Below are 19259 nucleotides of genomic sequence, written 5' to 3'. Positions count from 1 at the left end.
GTCATAAATACATACATGCGTGTATGTTATTTATTGCTTATTTACTTTTTGTGTTGGTTTGTTGATGCACCCATTCTTATTGAATTAAGTTACCTATCACTAGGTGATCATTCGCACATTCAATCATTTACCATGTTGGAGTAATTACTCAATTTAGCTATTTTGGCGTTCGCTTCGAACAATTAATGATCTTTGCCTATGTATAAAAATGAGCAAAGACACCTATTACCTTAATTAGCTAAGTGAATAATATGATGAACGCACATAAAAAAATAACGATAAGTCTCTTAAGTGCTGCGATATTAACCGCCCTTGTCGGCTGTAATGACAGTGATTCGACTAACACCGCAACACCGACAACAGGTGTTGCAACCACAACTAAATTTACTGTTCTTCATACCAATGATAACCATGGTCGCTTCTGGCAGAATGATAATGGCGAGTATGGTATGGCTGCTCGTAAGACACTGATCAATCAGCTGCGCGCAGAAGTTGAAGCCGATGGTGGTGAAGTACTACTGCTCTCAGGTGGTGATATTAATACCGGGGTACCAGAATCAGACTTGCAAGATGCCGTGCCAGACTTCATTGGCATGAACCGTATTAAATACGATGCGATGGCGGTTGGTAACCATGAGTTCGATAACCCTCGCCAAGTATTGGATATGCAACGGGATCTGGCAGAGTTTCCGATGCTTGCTGCCAATATTTACCTAAAGGACAAAAACGAACGCCTTTTCGATGCATACAAAATCTTTGATATTAATGGCCTGAAGGTCGCAGTAATCGGTTTAACAACTGAAGACACGGCAAAAATTGGTAATGTAGAATATACGGCTGACATCGATTTCCGTGATCCAAAGGAAGAAGCAAAGAAAGTTATTGCCGAGCTAGAAGCTTCTGAAAAGCCTGATATCATTCTTGCAACCACTCACATGGGTCATTACGAAAATGGTAATTTTGGTAGTAACGCACCTGGAGATATTGCCTTAGCAAATGCACTTGAAGCAGGTTCGTTAGATGCCATTATTGGTGGCCACTCGCAGAATCCAGTTTGCATGGAGCCTGGTACCAATGACTATGCAGATTTCAATCCTGGCGATGAATGTACGCCTGATAAACAAAACGGCACCTATATCATGCAAGCTCATGAATGGGGCAAATATGTAGGCCGCGCCGACTTTGAAGTAACAGGCGAAGAAGTTAAGCTAACAAACTACGAGCTGATCCCGGTTAACTTAAAAGTCAAAAATGATGCAGGTGAGAGAGTCTTAATCGGCAAAGAAATCAAACCAGACGAAGAGCTATTAACTGAGCTTCAATACTATCACGACAAAGGCGCTAAAGAGATTGAGGGGACTATCGCTACTGCCACCGGTAAATTGGAAGGCGATCGCGGTGTTGTTCGAACAAAACAAACCAATCTGGGTACCCTGATTGCGAAAGCGCATTACAATAAAATAGCAGCGGCCTCTTTCGGTGTCATGAACTCAGGCGGTGTACGGGCCTCAATTGACGGAGATGGTGATGGCTACGAAATCAGCTACAAAGACGTACTGACTGTTCAACCTTTCGGCAATATGGTTGCCAGCGTGACCATGCCAGCTGCAGAAGTGATTGAGTATTTGAACACTGTGGCAACCATGACAGCTGGTTCTGGCGCTTATGCACAATTTGCTGGCATTGATATGAGTGTTGACTGTGAAGCCAAAAAGGTCACCATTAATACCATTGGCGAGCAAGATTTTGATCCATCAGCAACTTATACCTTCACTGTGCCGAGCTACAGTGCATCCGGTGGCGATGGTTATCCAAAAGTCAATACAACTGAAAACGGCTATGTCAATAGCGGCTTTGTTGATGCCGATGTACTGAAAGAATTCATTCAAGACAAAGGCCATATCAATGCTGTTGATTACACGCCTAAAGGGATTGTTTACCTAAACAGCGCAAGTAATGATGGCTGTCTAATTGCTACGCCATAACATATAGCCCTCAAAATACCCAAGCCCAGATAACCCTGTCTGGGCTTTTTTATACCCTTTTCACTTAGACATCGGGCTCTAAATGCGAATAAATAATAAGAAAATCAAAAGTAGGGATTGATCAAATTTTTCCATAGGCGTATTATCACCGCCCACGGAGTAAATCACTCCCAGAAAGAGCAGAAAATCCGTCTTGTAAATACAGCATAAAATTCCTTTTCATCATAACGATTGATGAGAATCATCCACAGCTTATTCAACTTCCGATTTAAATCAATTCACAGTTGCTTTCACGCAAGAAATAGTTTAAAGCATTTATTCTAATTTTTTTAAACATTCCTTTATTACTGTTTATTCCGATGTAATAACAAATGCTTATGCTTATGCGTTCACAGCTGGCAGGACAAGATAGATCAACTATTCCTTTAGCTTATTACGTTTTTCTAACATCCATCAACACAGTTATCCACAGTTTCCGTGGATAACTAACTAAAGCCCCTGCCAGTTCTAGCCCCAAGAAAATCAAGTGTTTTTTGATGTAATATTTTGCAATCAATTAATGACGAGTGATTACTCTTGATAAAGCGCTCTTCATGCAATAAAGCAGTGACATAACCACAAAAAAGTTCTATCCAAAGATAAATCTTTTAATACTGCAGCAGTAATCATCAGGTACAAAAAAGCCCCATCCGAAGATGAGGCTTTTAATGTGGCTCCCCTTGCTGGACTTGAACCAGCGACATACGGATTAACAGTCCGCCGTTCTACCAACTGAACTAAAGGGGAATTATCTCTGTGCTTTACCGCATATAATCATGTTAACTGCGACAAGGCTAAATTTGGCTCCCCTTGCTGGACTTGAACCAGCGACATACGGATTAACAGTCCGCCGTTCTACCAACTGAACTAAAGGGGAATCACTCTGTTTTACGGGCCAGATATTAGCTAGCCTCCTAAAATGTGTCAACCATAAATATTTCAAAAAATAACCGACCGGTGACACTTTCAACAGTTTGTTGCTTGCTTAATCACAGAGGCCAATCAACAACTGCCTCCTCCTTAATATCCCCGCCATTTGTTACTGCACGCTGATGACTTTCAAAGGCTCCGACGGAGTATTAATAAGCGAATTAGAACCTTATCCCCACCATTCAAATACTGAACCATTGATGAAAACATCATCAATAAGGAAAAACCCTGCTTTAGGGGAGTTGTTATAGCCTGTACAAAGGAAGATAATATGCAGATCACTTTCAATCATAATTAAGATGGTATGACTGAATACCTGCTACTACTCGTAGGTACAGTGTTGGTTAACAACTTTGTACTGGTAAAATTTTTAGGCTTGTGCCCTTTCATGGGGGTATCAAAGAAACTGGAAACTGCAATTGGCATGGGGTTAGCGACCACATTTGTGCTGACCCTCGCTTCTGTGTGCGCTTACCTGGTTGAAGCCTATATTCTGGTGCCTTTAGGCATTCAGTACTTACGCACCCTATGCTTCATTCTGGTGATCGCTGTCGTAGTACAGTTCACTGAAATGGTGGTACACAAAACGAGCCCTACTCTCTATCGTTTACTCGGGATTTTCCTCCCCCTGATCACCACTAACTGTGCGGTGTTAGGTGTTGCCCTGTTAAACATTAACGAGCGTCATAACTTCATTGAGTCGGTTATTTACGGTTTCGGTGCTGCTGTCGGCTTCTCTCTGGTGCTCGTTCTGTTTGCCTCTATGCGTGAGCGAATCGCGGCTGCCGATGTGCCTGAACCTTTTAAAGGTGCCTCAATCGCCATGATTACCGCAGGGCTGATGTCTCTTGCCTTTATGGGCTTTACTGGATTGGTGAAACTGTAAGATGAGCGGAATTTTAATTGCAGTGATTGCAATCGCCGTTTTAGCCGCAATTTTTGGTCTTCTTCTCGGCTTTGCTTCTATTCGTTTCAAAGTCGAAGCGGATCCTATTGTTGAACAAATCAATGCAATCCTGCCTCAGACCCAATGTGGCCAGTGTGGTTACCCGGGTTGTCGCCCCTATGCAGAAGCTATTGCAAATGGTGATGACATAAATAAGTGTCCTCCGGGAGGTCAGGCAACAATCGAAAAACTGGCCGACCTAATGGGGGTTGAAGTTCAGGATTCAGCACATGACGAAGATAAAGGACTGAAAAAAGTCGCCTTTATTCACGAAGACATGTGTATTGGCTGTACTAAATGTATTCAAGCATGTCCTGTTGACGCCATCGTTGGTGGCACAAAAGCACTACATACAGTGATTAAAGAGGAGTGCACCGGTTGTGACCTTTGTGTCTCGCCTTGCCCTACTGACTGTATTGAAATGGTGCCGGTTGAAACCACTCCGGAAAGCTGGAAGTGGGATCTGAATAAGATCCCTGTTGTTAACATTCCTGCAGAAGCTAGCGTCGACAAGGTAGAGTAACCATGCTGTCAATCATAGAGCAATTAAAACAAGGCCAGTTATGGGACTTCCCGGGGGGGATCCACCCGCCGGAGCAGAAGAACCTGTCAAATAAATCTGAAATATCAGACGTCATCATTCCTGATGAGTTAGTACTTCCCCTGAAACAACATATTGGTGCAATAGGTGATATTTTAGTTTCCGCTGGCGACAAGGTAGTCAAAGGTCAGCCGCTGACACACGCTGATGTGGCATTGAGTGTACCGATCCATGCACCGACATCCGGTACGGTCAAAGCGGTGGAATCACGTACCATTGCCCACCCTTCCGGCTTGGCCGATTTATGTATCGTCATTGAGCCTGATGGTGAAGATCGCTGGGGTGAACGAAAAACTCTCAGTAACTATAATGATATAGAAGCCGCTGATCTGATTGAGCATATTCGTCTAAGTGGTATTGCCGGTATGGGCGGTGCAGGCTTCCCTGCCGGACGAAAACTGCAAAGTGGGTTAGGTAAAACAGATCTGCTTATTATCAATGCCGCCGAATGTGAACCTTACATCACCGCTGATGACCGCCTGATGCAGGATTATGCCGCCGAGGTGATCGAAGGCATTCGTATTATTCGCTACATTCTAAAACCGGCACTGACGGTTATTGGCATTGAAGATAACAAGCCAGAAGCGATCAACGCCCTGAAGCGTTCTGTCTCTGATGATGACGGTATCTTGATCCGCGTGATCCCAACCAAGTACCCGTCCGGTGGTGAAAAGCAGCTGATCAAAGTGCTGACAGGAAAAGAAGTGCCGGCGAAAGGCATTCCCGCCGATATTGGCATCTTGATGCAGAACGTCGGTACCGTTCATGCGATTAAACGCGCTGTTATTAATGGCGAACCATTGATCCAGCGCGTGGTCACATTAACAGGCAACACCTTTAAGCAACCGGGTAATGCCTGGGTGCTACTAGGAACACCCGTTAGCTTTCTGCTGGAGCAATTCGGCTATAAAGCTGATAAGAAACTGCCACGCGTAATCATGGGCGGCCCGATGATGGGCTTTACACTGCCACACTGTGATGTGCCAATAACCAAAACGGCAAACTGCATTCTGGCACCGACCCGTAAAGAAATTTCACCGACTAATCAAGAAATGGCATGTATTCGTTGCACTGCATGTGCTGAAGCGTGCCCGGTTTCATTGCTACCGCAACAATTGCAGTGGTATGCAAAAGATCAAGATTTTGATAAGTGCGAAGAATATAACTTATTTGACTGTATTGAATGCGGAGCTTGTGCCTATGTCTGCCCAAGTGAAATCCCATTGGTACAGTACTACCGCCAGGCAAAAGCTGAAATTCGAACCCGTAAACAAGATGAAGCCAATGCCGAGCGAGCAAGACAGCGTTATGAAGCTAAAACTGCCCGTATGGAGCGAGATAAGGCTGAACGTGAAAATCGCTTTAAGAAAGCGGCAGATGATCGTCGTAAAGATATGGCAAGCTCCGGTGGCGATGACGCCGTTGCCGCTGCCATTGCCCGGGCAAAAGCAAAGCAGGCATCGGCAGCACAAGTTAAGTCGGAAACATCCGATAACGTTTTACCTGATGCTTCTTTACCGGATAACAGGGAAATGGCCAAGCTACGTGAAGAACGTAAGCGCCTGGCTCGCGAACGTAAAGCGGCAAAAGAAGAGTCTTCTTCGAAAGATCAGTCTTCGACAAAAGATGATGGTACTGCAAGTACCGGTGATGCGAAGAAAGATGCCGTTGCTGCCGCAATTGCCCGTGCCAAAGCGCGCAAGGCGGCTCAAAAGGCAGAGCAAACTCAGACTGAACCGACCGATGTGACCGACACGGCTGACGTCGATCCCAAAAAAGCCGCTGTCGCTGCTGCCGTTGCCCGTGCCAAAGCGCGCAAGGCGGCTCAGCAGGCAGAACAGACCCATGCTGAAACGGCTGATGATGTGACCGATACGGCTGATGTCGATCCCAAAAAAGCCGCTGTCGCTGCTGCCGTTGCCCGTGCCAAAGCGCGTAAAGCGGCTCAGCAGGCAGAACAGACCCATGCTGAAACGGCTGATGATGTGACCGATACGGCTGATGTCGATCCCAAGAAAGCCGCTGTCGCTGCTGCCGTCGCCCGTGCCAAAGCGCGTAAAGCGGCCCAACAGGCAGCAAAAGAAGCTCAACAGAATAACGAGGAAAACTAAACCGTGGCTTTTAATATTGCCAGCTCACCCCACACGCATAGTCGCCGCAGTACAAGCGACATCATGCGAACTGTAATTTTATGCACCGCATTAGGTGTTGCTGCACAATGGTTCTTTTTTGGCTGGGGAACATTAATTCAGGTTCTTTTAGCCTCTGTTGTCGCGGTGACTTCTGAAGCCGCCATCATGAAATTCAGAAAGCGCCCGGCTCTGCCGTACATTCGAGATAACAGTGCATTGCTGACCGGCGTGTTACTCAGCATATCGCTCCCACCACTCGCACCATGGTGGATCACTGTCATTGGTGTGGTGTTTGCTATCGTAATTGCCAAACACCTCTATGGCGGATTAGGCCAGAACCTATTTAATCCCGCGATGGTGGCTTATGTTGTTCTGCTGATCTCTTTCCCCGTACAGATGACAACCTGGCTACCGCCATTATCATTGAGTGCCGAATCTGCATCACTCACTGACAGCCTGTTGGCGATTTTCACCGGTTTTACCCAAGACGGTTTCAGTGTTCATCAACTGCGTTTATCGGTTGACGGCGTAACCATGGCGACACCTTTAGATACGCTGAAAACATCATTGACCACAGGCCTTACAACCACAGAAGCAATGGCTAAACCTGTATTCGGCACCTTTGCAGGTGTTGGCTGGGAATGGATAAACCTGGGTTTCTTGCTCGGCGGATTAATCATGCTCAAAATGCGGGTGATCCAATGGCATATTCCTGTCGGTATGCTGGGTGCGCTCTTTGTCATTAGCAGTGTCGCATTTCTGCTAAACCCGGATGGTACGGCATCACCTCTTTTTCACCTGTTCTCGGGGGCAACCATGCTAGGTGCCTTTTTCATTGCCACTGATCCGGTATCGGCAGCAACGACAGTAAAAGGTCGTATTATCTTTGGTGCGTTGATTGGTGTGCTGATATACCTGATCCGTACCTGGGGCGGCTTCCCTGATGGTGTTGCTTTCAGCGTGTTACTGGCGAACATGTGTGTCCCTTTAATTGATTACTACACTCGCCCCCGTACATACGGCCATTCCTAGGAGCGCACGATCATGCTAAATGCAATGAAGAAAAACAGTGGTGTGCTGGCTATTTTTGCGCTGCTCGCAACAGGCCTTGTCTCTGTCACCCACTTACTGACAAAAGATAAGATCATAGAACAACAGCAAAAAGAACTGCTCAAAGTACTGAATCAGGTAATACCTGCACAGAGCCATGACAATGAGCTATACAAAAACTGCACGGCAATCACCAACGAGCAATACTTAGGTACTTCCGCCCCCATGCCGGCTTACATCGCAGAGAAAGCCGGTGAACCAACAGGAGTCGCCATTGATGCGATTGCTCCGGATGGTTATAACGGTGCTATCAAGATCATTGTTGGTCTGGATATGAAAGGTTTTGTCACCGGAGTCCGGGTACTGAGCCATCAGGAAACGCCGGGGCTCGGTGATAAAATAGATACCCGAGTGACAGACTGGATCGATAGCTTTACCGGTCAAAAGCTACAAGGCGAAAAAGATCCAGCTTGGGCGGTACGTAAAGATGGCGGTGACTTCGACCAGTTTACCGGCGCAACAATCACACCTCGTGCAGTTGTGAAAGCCGTTAAAAATGTGTCACTGTATTTTGAACGCCATCAACAGGAACTCCTTAATCAACCTCTGAATTGTCAAGGTGAATCATGAGCCTGAATAAAGAACTAATGAAAAATGGCCTGTGGAAAAATAATCCGGCCATTGTTCAACTACTGGGGTTATGCCCCCTGCTGGCCGTGTCTGCCACCGTCACCAATGCCTTAGGCTTAGGTCTGGCAACAACTGCCGTCTTAGTCGGATCCAACCTTATCGTGTCGCTGGTACGCCAGTGGGTACCCTCAGAAGTCCGCATTCCGATTTTCGTCATGATCATTGCGTCTCTGGTTACCTGTGTTCAATTATTGATGAACGCCTTTACCTATGGTTTGTATCAATCCTTAGGCATTTTCATTCCACTGATTGTAACCAACTGCATCATCATTGGCCGTGCAGAATCTTTTGCTTCCAAAAATGATCCTCTTCCGGCAACCCTTGACGGCCTGTGGATGGGACTTGGTATGACTTCGGCGCTGGTTGCGCTGGGTGCAATGCGGGAAATCTTAGGTAACGGTACGTTGTTTGATGGTGCTGATCGTCTGCTTGGAGATTGGGCTGCATCTCTGCGCATTGAAGTCTTCAGCTTTGACAGTAGTTTTCTGTTAGCCATGCTGCCACCCGGAGCCTTTATCGGTGTTGGCTTTATGATTGCCCTGAAAAACGTTATCGATAAGAAGCGCGAGCAGAAATCATCAACCGCTGAGAAAAAAACCACGATTGAGCGTGTACGTATTACATCTGCCAATTAAGAGCAGAGTATTCATCTCGGATCTGCAGGCATTAAAAACGGACAAGCTCAACCTCCGACACCAACTTCAGTGTCTGCAGATCCGGTCAGTCAGGAAGCCATATATACGATGAACAACGACAAACGAGTTCAGATCCTTGAACGCCTTCGGGCAGAAAATCCCCACCCGGAAACCGAGCTAAAGTGGAGCTCACCATTTGAACTGCTGATCGCAGTACTACTGTCCGCCCAGGCGACAGATGTCAGTGTCAACAAGGCAACAGACAAACTCTACCCGATTGCAAATACGCCCCAAGCCATCTTTGATTTGGGGGTTGAAGGCGTCAAGGAATACATAAAGACTATCGGTTTGTTCAATTCAAAAGCTGAGAATGTCATTAAAACCTGCAAAATTTTACTGGAAAAACATGGTGGTGAAATACCGGAAAACCGTGCAGCGCTTGAAGCCTTACCCGGCGTCGGCCGCAAAACCGCGAATGTCGTACTGAATACCGCCTTTGGCTGGCCGACCATCGCGGTTGATACCCATATCTTCCGGGTATCAAACCGTACCAAGTTTGCCATGGGCAAAAACGTCGATCAGGTTGAAGAAAAGTTACTCAAAGTGGTTCCCAAAGAGTTTAGAGTCGATGTTCACCATTGGTTGATCCTTCATGGTCGCTACACCTGTATAGCCCGCAAGCCACGTTGCGGTAGCTGTATCATCGAAGATCTTTGTGAATACAAAGATAAAGTGTATCCGGACGAGTAATAGCAATCGGTAGAGCGCTAGCCATTTATTCGATAATTTTAATAACATCACAAACAGGCGAAAGCCCTGAACATTGGAGAGCATTATGGCAAACGGACGTATTCTTCACACTATGCTACGGGTTGGCGATCTTGACCGCTCTATTGCGTTTTATACTGATGTAATGGGCATGGAACTGCTTCGTAAGCATGATAATGAAGCTTACAAATACACCCTGGCATTCGTCGGTTATGGTGATGAAACTCAAGGCGCCGTGATTGAGTTGACCTATAACTGGGGAACGACAGAATACGATGTGGGCAGTGCCTTCGGTCACATTGCGATTAGGGTAGAAGATATTTATGCCACCTGCGCTGCCATCAAAGCATCCGGTGGTAATGTCACCCGAGAACCGGGGCCGGTGAAAGGCGGAACAACGCATATCGCTTTTGTTAAAGACCCCGATGGCTACCAGATAGAACTGATCCAGCGGGGCTAAAGAGGCAGGTTCGAGAGACTAGGTTCTCGATACTAGATACTCGGTACTAGAAACTCAAACCTGACACACCATTTCTAAATGATCGTTCTGCCTAACGAAATCACAACACGTCGGTTTTTATTACGACCGATAGGCGTTGAATTATCAGCAATCGGCCGGCGCTTGCCATAAGCCTCAACCTGAATCCGGTTTTCCGGCAAGCCCAGCGACATAAAGTACTCTTCTAATTTCTTCGCCCGCCGTTCAGACAAGTTCTGATTCACATTTTTCCCGCCATCTGAATCGGTATAAGTGGCAAGCAGCACTAAATCAATATCATCACTGTAACGAACAAAGTCCGTAATTTGCGCCAGTCGCTTCTGTGATGCCTTGTTCAGTTCATCACTGTCACTGTCATAATGCAGTACCGTAAAGGCGATATCTTCAAAGCTATAAGGCAACAAGTTATCCAGGCACTGACTGAACTGCTGATAAGGGGTTTGGAAAGAGACCGCAGCAAGCGAAACTTCTATCATTTTATTCCGGTGCTGCCAGTCTTGATAACTAAAGGTAGGATAGCGACCACCTTCCAATTCACTCAACATCGCCCAGGCCATCTGGCCTCCGACATAACCATCGAATTGTTTAAAAAACGTCAATCGGGTGATCGGCTCGGCGGCGTCACCAGGCATCCAGCGAGCAGGCATAGATATCAGGTTAACATCGCGAGTTTCACCCATCGGACGACGCATTTTCAATTCAAAATCAAGGTTGATTTTCTTTCCGGCCCTGGAGGTGAATTGCGCTTCTCCGTAACTAGGAATGGCATGGATCATCCGACATTCTAATGGCGTATCAACAGCGACCTTCCAACTCGATTGCGCTGGCGTTGCCACATATTGTTTTGTTGCCTGCGCCGGAAGACTGATCATCAAGCCCACCAGCATCGAAGCATTCAGCCATGCCATTTTTGAAAAATTGTTCATACCATTCCAACTACGTCGATCGTAATGCTACCTATTGTATCGAATCTTCACAGAAAATCTTTAGCCACCTTTGTATCAACATTTCCGGCCTGAAGGTTTAGCTCCGTTTATGAATCTGACATAATGCCCGCCTACTTTATATCGACAGCAGTGTTATGAGCGAAGATAACGAACTAAATACATTAAAAAGTCGCTTTCGCGGCTATTTCCCCGTGGTCATTGACGTTGAAACTGCAGGTTTTAATGCAAAAACGGATGCACTCCTTGAGATCTGTGCCGTCACCCTGAAAATGGATGAAGATGGCTGGTTAAAGCCCGCCACCACCATTCATTTCCACGTTTCGCCATTTGAAGGCTCGATCTTAAATAAAGAAGCATTAGAATTTAATGGAATTCGTGACCCCTTCAGCCCACTTCGTGGCGCTGTGTCTGAAGAGACCGCTTTAAAAGAGATCTTTAAGAAGATCCGCAAAGAACAGAAAACGGCAGATTGCTCGCGTGCCATTATGGTGGCACACAATGCAAACTTCGATCATAGCTTTGTGATGGAAGCCTCCGGGCGAGCTAAATTAAAACGCAATCCATTTCATCCATTCGCAACCTTTGATACAGCAGCATTAAGCGGTCTTGCCTTTGGTCAAACTGTATTGGCTAAAGCTTGTAGCACGGCAGGTATTCCTTTTGATAATAAAGAAGCTCACTCAGCACTGTATGATACGGAAAGAACCGCTGAACTATTTTGCGAAATTGTTAATAAATGGAAAAAATTAGGTGGCTGGCCGCTTTTAACACCTCAGACGGAAGAAGTACCTGAGTCATAAAAAGTCAAACAAACAAACTCATCGGACCACTACTCAAGCCCAGCGTTGCTGGGCTTTTAGAATACTTTTTCAAACGGATACAAAAAGAACAGCAGAACTATTTTGTGAGATCGTTAACAAATAGAAAAAAATAGCTTTCAGGTGACTTTTCACCTTCTCAAACAGATGAAATATCAAAGCCTAAAAAATTAAACAAGCATATTCATCCCCCTCCCTTTTAAACCCAGTATTGCCGGGCTTTTAGAATGATGTTTTCAAACGCTCATTTCATTTTAAACGACCATTTAAAACATAAAGATAAAAGTGATGCTGACTGCGTGATATTTGCAGCAAAAAACTGTGATTACAAGCAATTAACATTGCTCGCAACATCCTTATACTGACCCGGCATATAAATGGTTGTTTTTCCTTCATGGACTGAAGAACAAGAAGCTGAATCAAGTTGTATAATAGAGAGGCAGTATAATGTCCGTAAAAAAAAGATACCCCGTTCTTGCCGTAGCCGTCGCCATGACTTCACTTAATGCAAGTGGCGCAGGTTTTCAGGTATCAGAACACTCCGCTTCCGGTTTAGGCCGAGCTTTCGCTGGCGAAGCGGCAATAGCAGATAACGCAGCAGTGCTAGCCCGTAACCCTGCCGCGATGACTCTTTTCAAAACAGCTGAACTTTCTGGTGGATTAAGCATTGTCGACCCGACGGTTGATGTTGACGACAATGATTTCGGTCAGTCTGCAAAAGATGTTGCACCGATGGGTTTTATACCATCCGCATATTATATCCACCCGATCAATAATCGCATCGCGGTCGGACTGGCAATGTTTTCCAACTATGGCGTCGCAACCGAGTACCCGGATAAGTTTAATGCGGGATCAACAGCAGGTGAGACATCGCTGATGACCGTTAACCTGAACCCGAATATCGCTTATCGCATTAATGACCATTTCAGTATTGGTGGTGGTATAAGCCTAGTCTACGGTGATGCCGAACTTAAGCGTCATTATGGATTATTAGGTCTTGTCGGAAAAAATTCGAGCGATAATACCATCAAGATGGAAGGAGATACTTATGACTGGAGCTGGAATATTGCTGCTCTCTATGAAGTCAATGACGATCACCGTTTCGGCCTGAGCTACCGTTCACAAGTTGATCTTGATTTTGAAGGCGATTTTACTGATTACACAGGTAAAATTACTGGCACACCGAATACTGTAGTTACAGGTAAACTCCCTGTTGTTCTGCCTGCCATTGCTGAGTTCTCCGGCTATCACGCTCTGAATAATCAATGGGCTGTTCATTATAGCGTGCAATGGACTCAGTACAGCAAATTTGAAGAACTGCGTGCAACAAGTGACCAGTGTAACCCCGGTTATGAAGGCGAAGCGGGGGTTTGCCTGATGAAAGATGAAGATTATGACGATAACTTCCGCTGGGCTTTAGGCGCAACCTACAGCCTAAACCCTGAGTGGATCTTGCGTGCCGGCTTTGCTTTCGACGAACAAGCAGGTAAATCGACCCTGAGTATTCCTGATACCGATCGCTACTGGTACTCAGCCGGTGCCACCTATACCTACAGCCCAAATATGTCGTTTGACTTTGGTTTTACCTATCTGCGTGGTAAAGAAATCACCTTCGAAGAAGATGAGACCTCTTTCACCTCGACAAGTGATGCATTTATCACCGCCGCGCAAATCAATTATAAATTTTAAAACTTCAGCAGCACCTTCCAGTCTGCATCTGATTTGAAAGATAGGGATTTCATATGAAAAAGAACATATTAGCAGTACTTATTGCATCAAGCATCAGCTTATACGGTTGCGGTGACGAAACAGAACTTACCGGTAACCCGACGATTGACCCAATCATCGAAAAAAGCTTAAAAGCAGAAACAAAAATCAATTTTGATCTGATTACCGACTCATCGAACCCTGTAATAGTCATACCAACCTTCCTCGCGATGGATGCAACGGATGGCACCTTAAGTGTTGAGGGAAGCAATGGCAGCGATAAATACTCAACCAATCTCGCAGACCCTAAAACCGCAATGGGTAAAACCGATGGCTGGAGTACCACACAACCCTTTGTCATTAATTTTACGGGTAACGATCTGGATGCAGCATCCGCTGATAATGGTTTCTACCTGATTGAATCTAAAAATCCAACAGATGCTACAGACTCGGCTCAGCCGACCTCTTTATCTGCTGCTGATGGCGATTTCATGGTAACGGTATCGGGTTCAACACTAACGGTTGTTTTACTGAAACCGCTTAAGCCTGCCAGCAATTATATGTTTGCTATCACTGACGATCTAAAAGACGTAAAAGGCAACAGCGTCGGGATGACAGGCTCTTACGCAATTTTGAAAGCCACAACAACACCACCATCGCCAGCGCTTATCCCTGCCCAGACCATTGTTCATGCAACGGAGAAAGAACTTGATATTGCGGGTGTAAATGCTGACGGCATTATCTTCTCCAGCTGGTTTACTACCGCTTCTGTGGGGGATGTGCTTAGCGCGACCAAGGCCGTTATTGCCCAAACTATCGCAACAGTGAAGGCTGGCGGAACACCAGAAATCATCTGGAAAGGTGAGTCGAATCCGAACGATCTTGATTTAAGCAAATTGTATTCGATTGATCTTCCAGTGACTGGCGTTGATTTAGCTGATGCCATTGATGCTGACCTGATGCTGACCAACGTCGTGAAAAGTAAAAGTGATCCAGATGGTTCATTGGCTAAAGCTGCTCTTAAAAAAGTATATGAGGACACCACTTCGGCCACAGGTGTCACAATTAAGGTATACAAAGGAACCGTAAACCTTCCTTATTTCCTGAGTGATGACCCTACAAATGAAGCGTGGAAGAAAACGCCATGGGAAAGTGCGATACCGAGCCTAGCAAAAATCGCTAATGTGATGAAAAGTGGCACCGATGCTAATAAAGCAGCACTGGCACAATCACTGGCTGGAGTTGATATCGCCAAATTACTAACTGGTGATCCAGCAGAAATGATTCATCTGATTGGCCTTGAAGGCAAACTTGCTGACGGTAGCCAGCTGGATACAGAGCGCCTGATCACCAAATATAGCCCGTTGCCGAAGATCAAATCGATAAAACCCGTACCCGTATTAGTGTTTATGCCTGACACCGCTTCAGCCCCTGCACCTGGCGCTGTCATTTACCAACACGGTATCACTTCCGTTAAAGAAACGTCTTATATGTTTGCAGCCAACCACATGGGGCTGGCTGTAGGATCTAGTCAAACACCTAAAGCAATCATTGCTATCGACCATCCATTACATGGTGAACGGGCATTGACTGATGGAACCGTGACCACATCAGCAACTCCTGACGTATACATGAACCTGAATTATCTAAATGTCGGTCGTGATAACATCCGTCAGAGCATCATTGATGATCTTGGGTTACGCACCTCACTAACCGTGATGAAAGGAAGTCCTCATCCGATCCTTAAGACCATTGACATCAGCAAGATCAGCTTCTTCGGCCACTCAATGGGAGCTATTACAGGTATTGGCACCTATGGCTTAGGTAATAAGAGTCTGGGCTTAACTGATCCCGCTAAAGAAGCTCAAGCAAACGCACTGTTTAACTTCAGCTCTGGTGCCTTTGCCAATCCGGGCGGTGGTATTCCATCGCTACTACTTGAGTCAAAAGCATTCGGCCCAACCATCAAGCATTCGCTGTTGCTGGGTTCAGGTGATGCAACCTACGAGTCAGTCTGTGGTTCTGCACTAATTGGTTCAAATTGTTTCACCACGTTCTTCAATAGCTTAGATGCGGCAACACAAGCCGAAATTGACGGTGTTTTCAGTACCTTTGCATATGCGGCGCAAACAGTAATGGATACTGTCGATCCGTATAACTTGGCATCTGGTGTTAAAGGCCCCGTATATGTAATGCAGGCATTTGAAGATCAGGTAGTACCGAACCAAACCACCACCTACAGTGTCATTGGTGGTACACAACCTTTGGTTAAACAGCTAGGTTTAAGTAAAATCACTGAAGATCAAACGGCTGAAATTAATGGTGTCGCTGAATTTAATGACCAATCAAAAGCGCAACATAGCTCAGCTATCGCACCTCAATATAAAGATGGTGAGAACAATGTTATTGATCCAGTCTTAGCCGCAGGCACAACCAAAGCAGCTCAAACTCAAATCGCCACCTTCACGGCCGCCGAAGGTCAGGCCGTAGGTGTTGGAGATAGAACTTTAATTCAATAAAAGTAGCGCAATAGAAAAAGGCTAGCCACTCGGCTAGCCTTTCTTTTTTCATTTCGAAATTTTAAGCTAAATCACAAGTCATCAGTATGCTCAGACAGGTACTTCGCAACCCCTTGCGGTGATGCATCCATGCCTTCTTTACCTTTCTCCCACTGAGCCGGGCACACTTCGCCGTTCTTTTCATGGAACTGAAGCGCGTCGACCATCCGCAGCATTTCATCGATATTACGGCCTAGCGGCAGATCGTTCACGACCTGGTGACGAACCACACCCTCTTTATCAATCAGGAATGAACCACGGAAAGCCACACCCGCTTCTGGGTGCTCAACATCATAAGCCTTGCAAATCTCATGCTTGGTATCTGCGATCAACGGATATTGCACAGCACCAATACCGCCGTCTTCAACAGCGGTATTTCGCCACGCATTGTGAGAGAACTGAGAGTCGATAGAAACACCAATCACTTCCACGCCTTTCGTCTGAAAATCTGCATAGCGTTTATCAAACGCAATCAATTCTGACGGGCAGACAAAGGTGAAATCGAGCGGGTAGAAAAAAATAACCGCGGGTTTACCTTTAATGTTTTCAAGCAAGTTGTAACTATCTACAATTTCACCGTTTCCAAGCACAGCTGCAGCAGTAAAATCAGGCGCGGGACGGCCTACTAATACACTCATGGTTAGCTCCATTAACAATTAGCGTTCAAATCGACAGTAACAGATTGTTCTGCCTACCAATAAAGCAATATTGATTATAGACACCGCGTGATGATAAGACTTCGACATCAGGCGCAATGCCAATAAAATTCTGCACAGGTATCAATTTTTTCTCGACATGTCAGAAAATTCCAGCAAAATGAATTTTCCTGAGCAAAATAGTCAAAAATTGAATAAAAACGGGCAGAATAATTAAGTGACTCACATAATTACTCAGCTTAGTTAATTTTACATATATGATATAACAAAACGGATGGATCTTAGTTTTATGAACCCAGTAGTTATTTCGGTATGCGTCATGCTTGTACTCGCTCTGATGCGAGTCAATGTCGTCGTTGCGCTTACCTTCAGTGCCATTATCGGTGGCCTGATCGGCGGGATGCCACTTGCAGAAACTATTTCTGCCTTCGAAAGCGGCTTAGGGGGCGGTGCGACAACGGCTCTGAGTTACGCCATGCTTGGTACGTTTGCTGTGGCGATCTCTCGCTCTGGCATTACGGATGTCCTGGCACAAAAAGTCATTATACGTATCAGTGGCCATGAAAATGCTGCCGCGGCAACAGGCGTTAAATATAGCGTTCTCACCATTTTAGTTTTACTTGCTATCTCTTCTCAGAACGTTATCCCTGTTCATATCGCGTTTATTCCGATTGTCATTCCGCCGTTACTGCATGTTTTTGCGAAATTGAAGCTTGATCGCCGCCTGATTGCCTGTGTACTGACGTTCGGTCTGGTGACGCCTTATATGGTACTGCCTGTCGGTTTCGGTGGCATTTTCCTGAATAATATTCTGCTGAAAAACCTCCATGACAACGGCTTGGATGTCACTGCAAGCCAGGTTCCGGTAGCTATGATTTTACCCGCCGCAGGCATGATTTTCGGCCTGCTACTCGCAACGTTTGTAAGTTACCGTAAACCGCGTGAATATTCAGAAGAGAAGATCCTGGCAAGCGAACCGGAGCACGCTGTAATCAACATGCGCCACGTATACATTGCCGTCGGTGCTATTGTTGCAGCACTGGGTGCCCAGCTATACAGCGGCTCGATGATCATCGGCGGCCTGGTCGGCTTCATGGTCTTCACGTTTGGCGGTGTGATCAAATGGAAAGAAACCCACGATGTGTTTACCCGTGGTGTTCACATGATGGCCATGATTGGGTTTATCATGATTGCTGCCGCTGGTTTTGCTTCCGTAATGAAAGCCACTGGTGGCGTTGAAACCCTGGTCAGCTCACTGTCTGCGGTGATTGGTGACAACAAACCACTTGCTGCCTTGCTGATGCTGGTTGTTGGCTTACTGGTGACGATGGGTATTGGTTCCTCTTTCTCGACCATTCCAATTCTGGCAACTATCTATGTGCCACTGTGTCTGACCTTTGGTTTCTCGCCAATGGCAACCATTGCGCTGGTTGGTACTGCTGCAGCGCTAGGTGATGCTGGTTCACCGGCCTCAGACTCAACATTAGGCCCAACGGCGGGTCTGAATGCCGATGGTCAGCACGAGCATGTGTGGGAAACCGTTGTTCCGACCTTCCTTCACTACAACCTGCCGCTTATCGCATTTGGCTGGTTAGCAGCCATGGTTTTGTAAGCCTTCATAAACAAATACCAAAGACCGCTTCCGCGGTCTTTTTTGATCTAGCCCTCTCGTTTATCCCTCTATCTATTCACCTATACCGTTTAGATAAAAAAAGCCCCGACACATGTTCGGGGCATTTTAAAACACATCATAAGTTCTGATGCTAGCAGATCACTCAGCGGCTGCCTCGTCGCCGTCACGACGGGCTGCGGCTTCTTTGATCATTGGCTGAAGTTCACCTTTCTGGAACATTTCCAGAATGATGTCACAACCACCGATCAGCTCGCCTTCAATCCACAGCTGTGGGAAAGTCGGCCATTGGGCATAAACAGGTAGTTCAGCACGAATATCCGGGTTTTGCAGAATATCGACATAAGCAAATTTCTCACCACATGCCATAAGTGCTTGTGACGCCTGAGATGAAAAACCACAGCTTGGCAGTTTTGGAGAGCCTTTCATGTACAACAGAATAGGATTTTCAGCGATCTGTTGCTTAATCTTATCAATGGTTTCCATAGCTTCCTCGTTACGACAATTTGCTGATACCCAAACCACTTCAAGATGCTCGTTTCAGCGAGAATGACTGGGCTGGTAGGCAAGGCGCTGATTTAAAAACATAGTGGCTCTACGTTAAAAAGCAGCAACACAGCATACTAGCCCAGTCAACTCGCCCTTCGGGAGTGATTCAGCAAGCCGAT

The 19259-nt window shown here is 46.0% G+C and carries 16 protein-coding genes and 2 tRNA genes; 13 read left to right on the top strand and 5 right to left on the bottom strand.

Annotated features, from left to right (window positions below):
- Window positions 1-251 precede the first annotated feature (251 nt).
- Window positions 252-1985 (top strand): bifunctional UDP-sugar hydrolase/5'-nucleotidase UshA, encoded by a 1734-nt coding sequence (ushA, locus tag C9I89_RS17110; protein WP_281258263.1) that lies wholly within the window; start codon window positions 252-254, stop codon window positions 1983-1985.
- A 710-nt stretch (window positions 1986-2695) separates the two neighbouring features.
- On the opposite strand, the gene C9I89_RS17105 is transcribed toward ushA, so the two are convergent.
- Together C9I89_RS17105 and C9I89_RS17100 are read right to left on the bottom strand one after the other, a co-directional pair.
- Window positions 2696-2771 (bottom strand) — tRNA-Asn (locus C9I89_RS17105).
- A gap of 54 nt (window positions 2772-2825) precedes the next feature.
- Window positions 2826-2901 (bottom strand) — tRNA-Asn (locus tag C9I89_RS17100).
- 357 nt (window positions 2902-3258) lie between these two features.
- On the opposite strand from C9I89_RS17100, the gene rsxA reads away from it, so the two are divergent.
- From rsxA to gloA, 8 genes are all read left to right on the top strand, one after another.
- Complete coding sequence (gene rsxA / locus C9I89_RS17095; protein WP_107284535.1) at window positions 3259-3840, top strand: electron transport complex subunit RsxA; 582 nt, start codon at window positions 3259-3261, stop codon at window positions 3838-3840.
- 1 nt (window position 3841) lies between these two features.
- A complete protein-coding gene (gene rsxB, locus C9I89_RS17090; RefSeq protein ID WP_107284534.1) occupies window positions 3842-4423 on the top strand; it encodes an electron transport complex subunit RsxB in 582 nt (193 codons plus the stop codon).
- A gap of 2 nt (window positions 4424-4425) precedes the next feature.
- The gene (gene rsxC / locus C9I89_RS17085; protein ID WP_107284533.1) at window positions 4426-6612 is read left to right on the top strand and encodes an electron transport complex subunit RsxC; all 2187 of its coding nucleotides are present in this window, start codon (window positions 4426-4428) and stop codon (window positions 6610-6612) included.
- A gap of 3 nt (window positions 6613-6615) precedes the next feature.
- Window positions 6616-7665, top strand: a complete 1050-nt coding sequence (gene rsxD / locus C9I89_RS17080) for an electron transport complex subunit RsxD (protein ID WP_107284532.1) — start codon at window positions 6616-6618, stop codon at window positions 7663-7665.
- A gap of 12 nt (window positions 7666-7677) precedes the next feature.
- A complete protein-coding gene (rsxG, locus tag C9I89_RS17075; protein WP_107284531.1) occupies window positions 7678-8313 on the top strand; it encodes an electron transport complex subunit RsxG in 636 nt (211 codons plus the stop codon).
- Window positions 8310-9008 carry an electron transport complex subunit E gene (locus tag C9I89_RS17070; protein WP_107284530.1) on the top strand — a complete coding sequence of 233 codons (699 nt, stop codon included), beginning with the start codon at window positions 8310-8312 and terminating at the stop codon, window positions 9006-9008. The genes rsxG and C9I89_RS17070 overlap by 4 nt, the downstream gene beginning before the upstream one ends.
- A 108-nt stretch (window positions 9009-9116) precedes the next feature.
- Complete coding sequence (gene nth / locus C9I89_RS17065; RefSeq protein WP_107284529.1) at window positions 9117-9758, top strand: endonuclease III; 642 nt, start codon at window positions 9117-9119, stop codon at window positions 9756-9758.
- An 85-nt stretch (window positions 9759-9843) separates the two neighbouring features.
- Complete coding sequence (gloA, locus tag C9I89_RS17060) at window positions 9844-10236, top strand: lactoylglutathione lyase (RefSeq protein ID WP_107284528.1); 393 nt, start codon at window positions 9844-9846, stop codon at window positions 10234-10236.
- A 74-nt stretch (window positions 10237-10310) separates the two neighbouring features.
- Here gloA and motY read toward each other — a convergent pair whose 3' ends face one another.
- Window positions 10311-11162, bottom strand: coding sequence for a flagellar protein MotY (gene motY / locus C9I89_RS17055; protein ID WP_245905515.1), 852 nt, complete (start codon window positions 11160-11162; stop codon window positions 10311-10313).
- A 194-nt stretch (window positions 11163-11356) separates the two neighbouring features.
- Here motY and rnt point away from each other — a divergent pair, with 194 nt between their 5' ends.
- The 3 genes from rnt to C9I89_RS17040 all read left to right on the top strand — a co-directional run bounded on the left by rnt (window position 11357) and on the right by C9I89_RS17040 (window position 16266).
- Window positions 11357-12022, top strand: a complete 666-nt coding sequence (rnt, locus tag C9I89_RS17050) for a ribonuclease T (protein WP_107284526.1) — start codon at window positions 11357-11359, stop codon at window positions 12020-12022.
- A gap of 465 nt (window positions 12023-12487) precedes the next feature.
- Window positions 12488-13729, top strand: coding sequence for an outer membrane protein transport protein (locus C9I89_RS17045; protein WP_107284525.1), 1242 nt, complete (start codon window positions 12488-12490; stop codon window positions 13727-13729).
- A 53-nt stretch (window positions 13730-13782) separates the two neighbouring features.
- Window positions 13783-16266 (top strand): VolA/Pla-1 family phospholipase, encoded by a 2484-nt coding sequence (locus tag C9I89_RS17040; RefSeq protein WP_107284524.1) that lies wholly within the window; start codon window positions 13783-13785, stop codon window positions 16264-16266.
- A 71-nt stretch (window positions 16267-16337) separates the two neighbouring features.
- Here C9I89_RS17040 and C9I89_RS17035 read toward each other — a convergent pair whose 3' ends face one another.
- Window positions 16338-16943: a peroxiredoxin gene (locus tag C9I89_RS17035; RefSeq protein ID WP_107284523.1), complete on the bottom strand. Its 606-nt coding sequence runs from the start codon at window positions 16941-16943 to the stop codon at window positions 16338-16340.
- Window positions 16944-17250: 307 nt separating this feature from the next.
- On the opposite strand from C9I89_RS17035, the gene C9I89_RS17030 reads away from it, so the two are divergent.
- The gene (locus tag C9I89_RS17030; protein ID WP_107284522.1) at window positions 17251-18573 is read left to right on the top strand and encodes a Na+/H+ antiporter family protein; all 1323 of its coding nucleotides are present in this window, start codon (window positions 17251-17253) and stop codon (window positions 18571-18573) included.
- A 159-nt stretch (window positions 18574-18732) separates the two neighbouring features.
- Here the strand turns inward: C9I89_RS17030 and C9I89_RS17025 are convergent, their stop codons facing one another.
- A complete protein-coding gene (locus C9I89_RS17025) occupies window positions 18733-19077 on the bottom strand; it encodes a Grx4 family monothiol glutaredoxin (RefSeq protein ID WP_107284521.1) in 345 nt (114 codons plus the stop codon).
- Window positions 19078-19259: the final 182 nt, after the last annotated feature.

It is taken from the genome of Photobacterium lipolyticum, from assembly GCF_003026475.1.
In the GTDB taxonomy this organism is placed as follows: domain Bacteria; phylum Pseudomonadota; class Gammaproteobacteria; order Enterobacterales; family Vibrionaceae; genus Photobacterium; species Photobacterium lipolyticum.
Note: the sequence above shows the minus strand (reverse complement) of the source record. Positions and strands in the feature narration are given on the sequence as shown.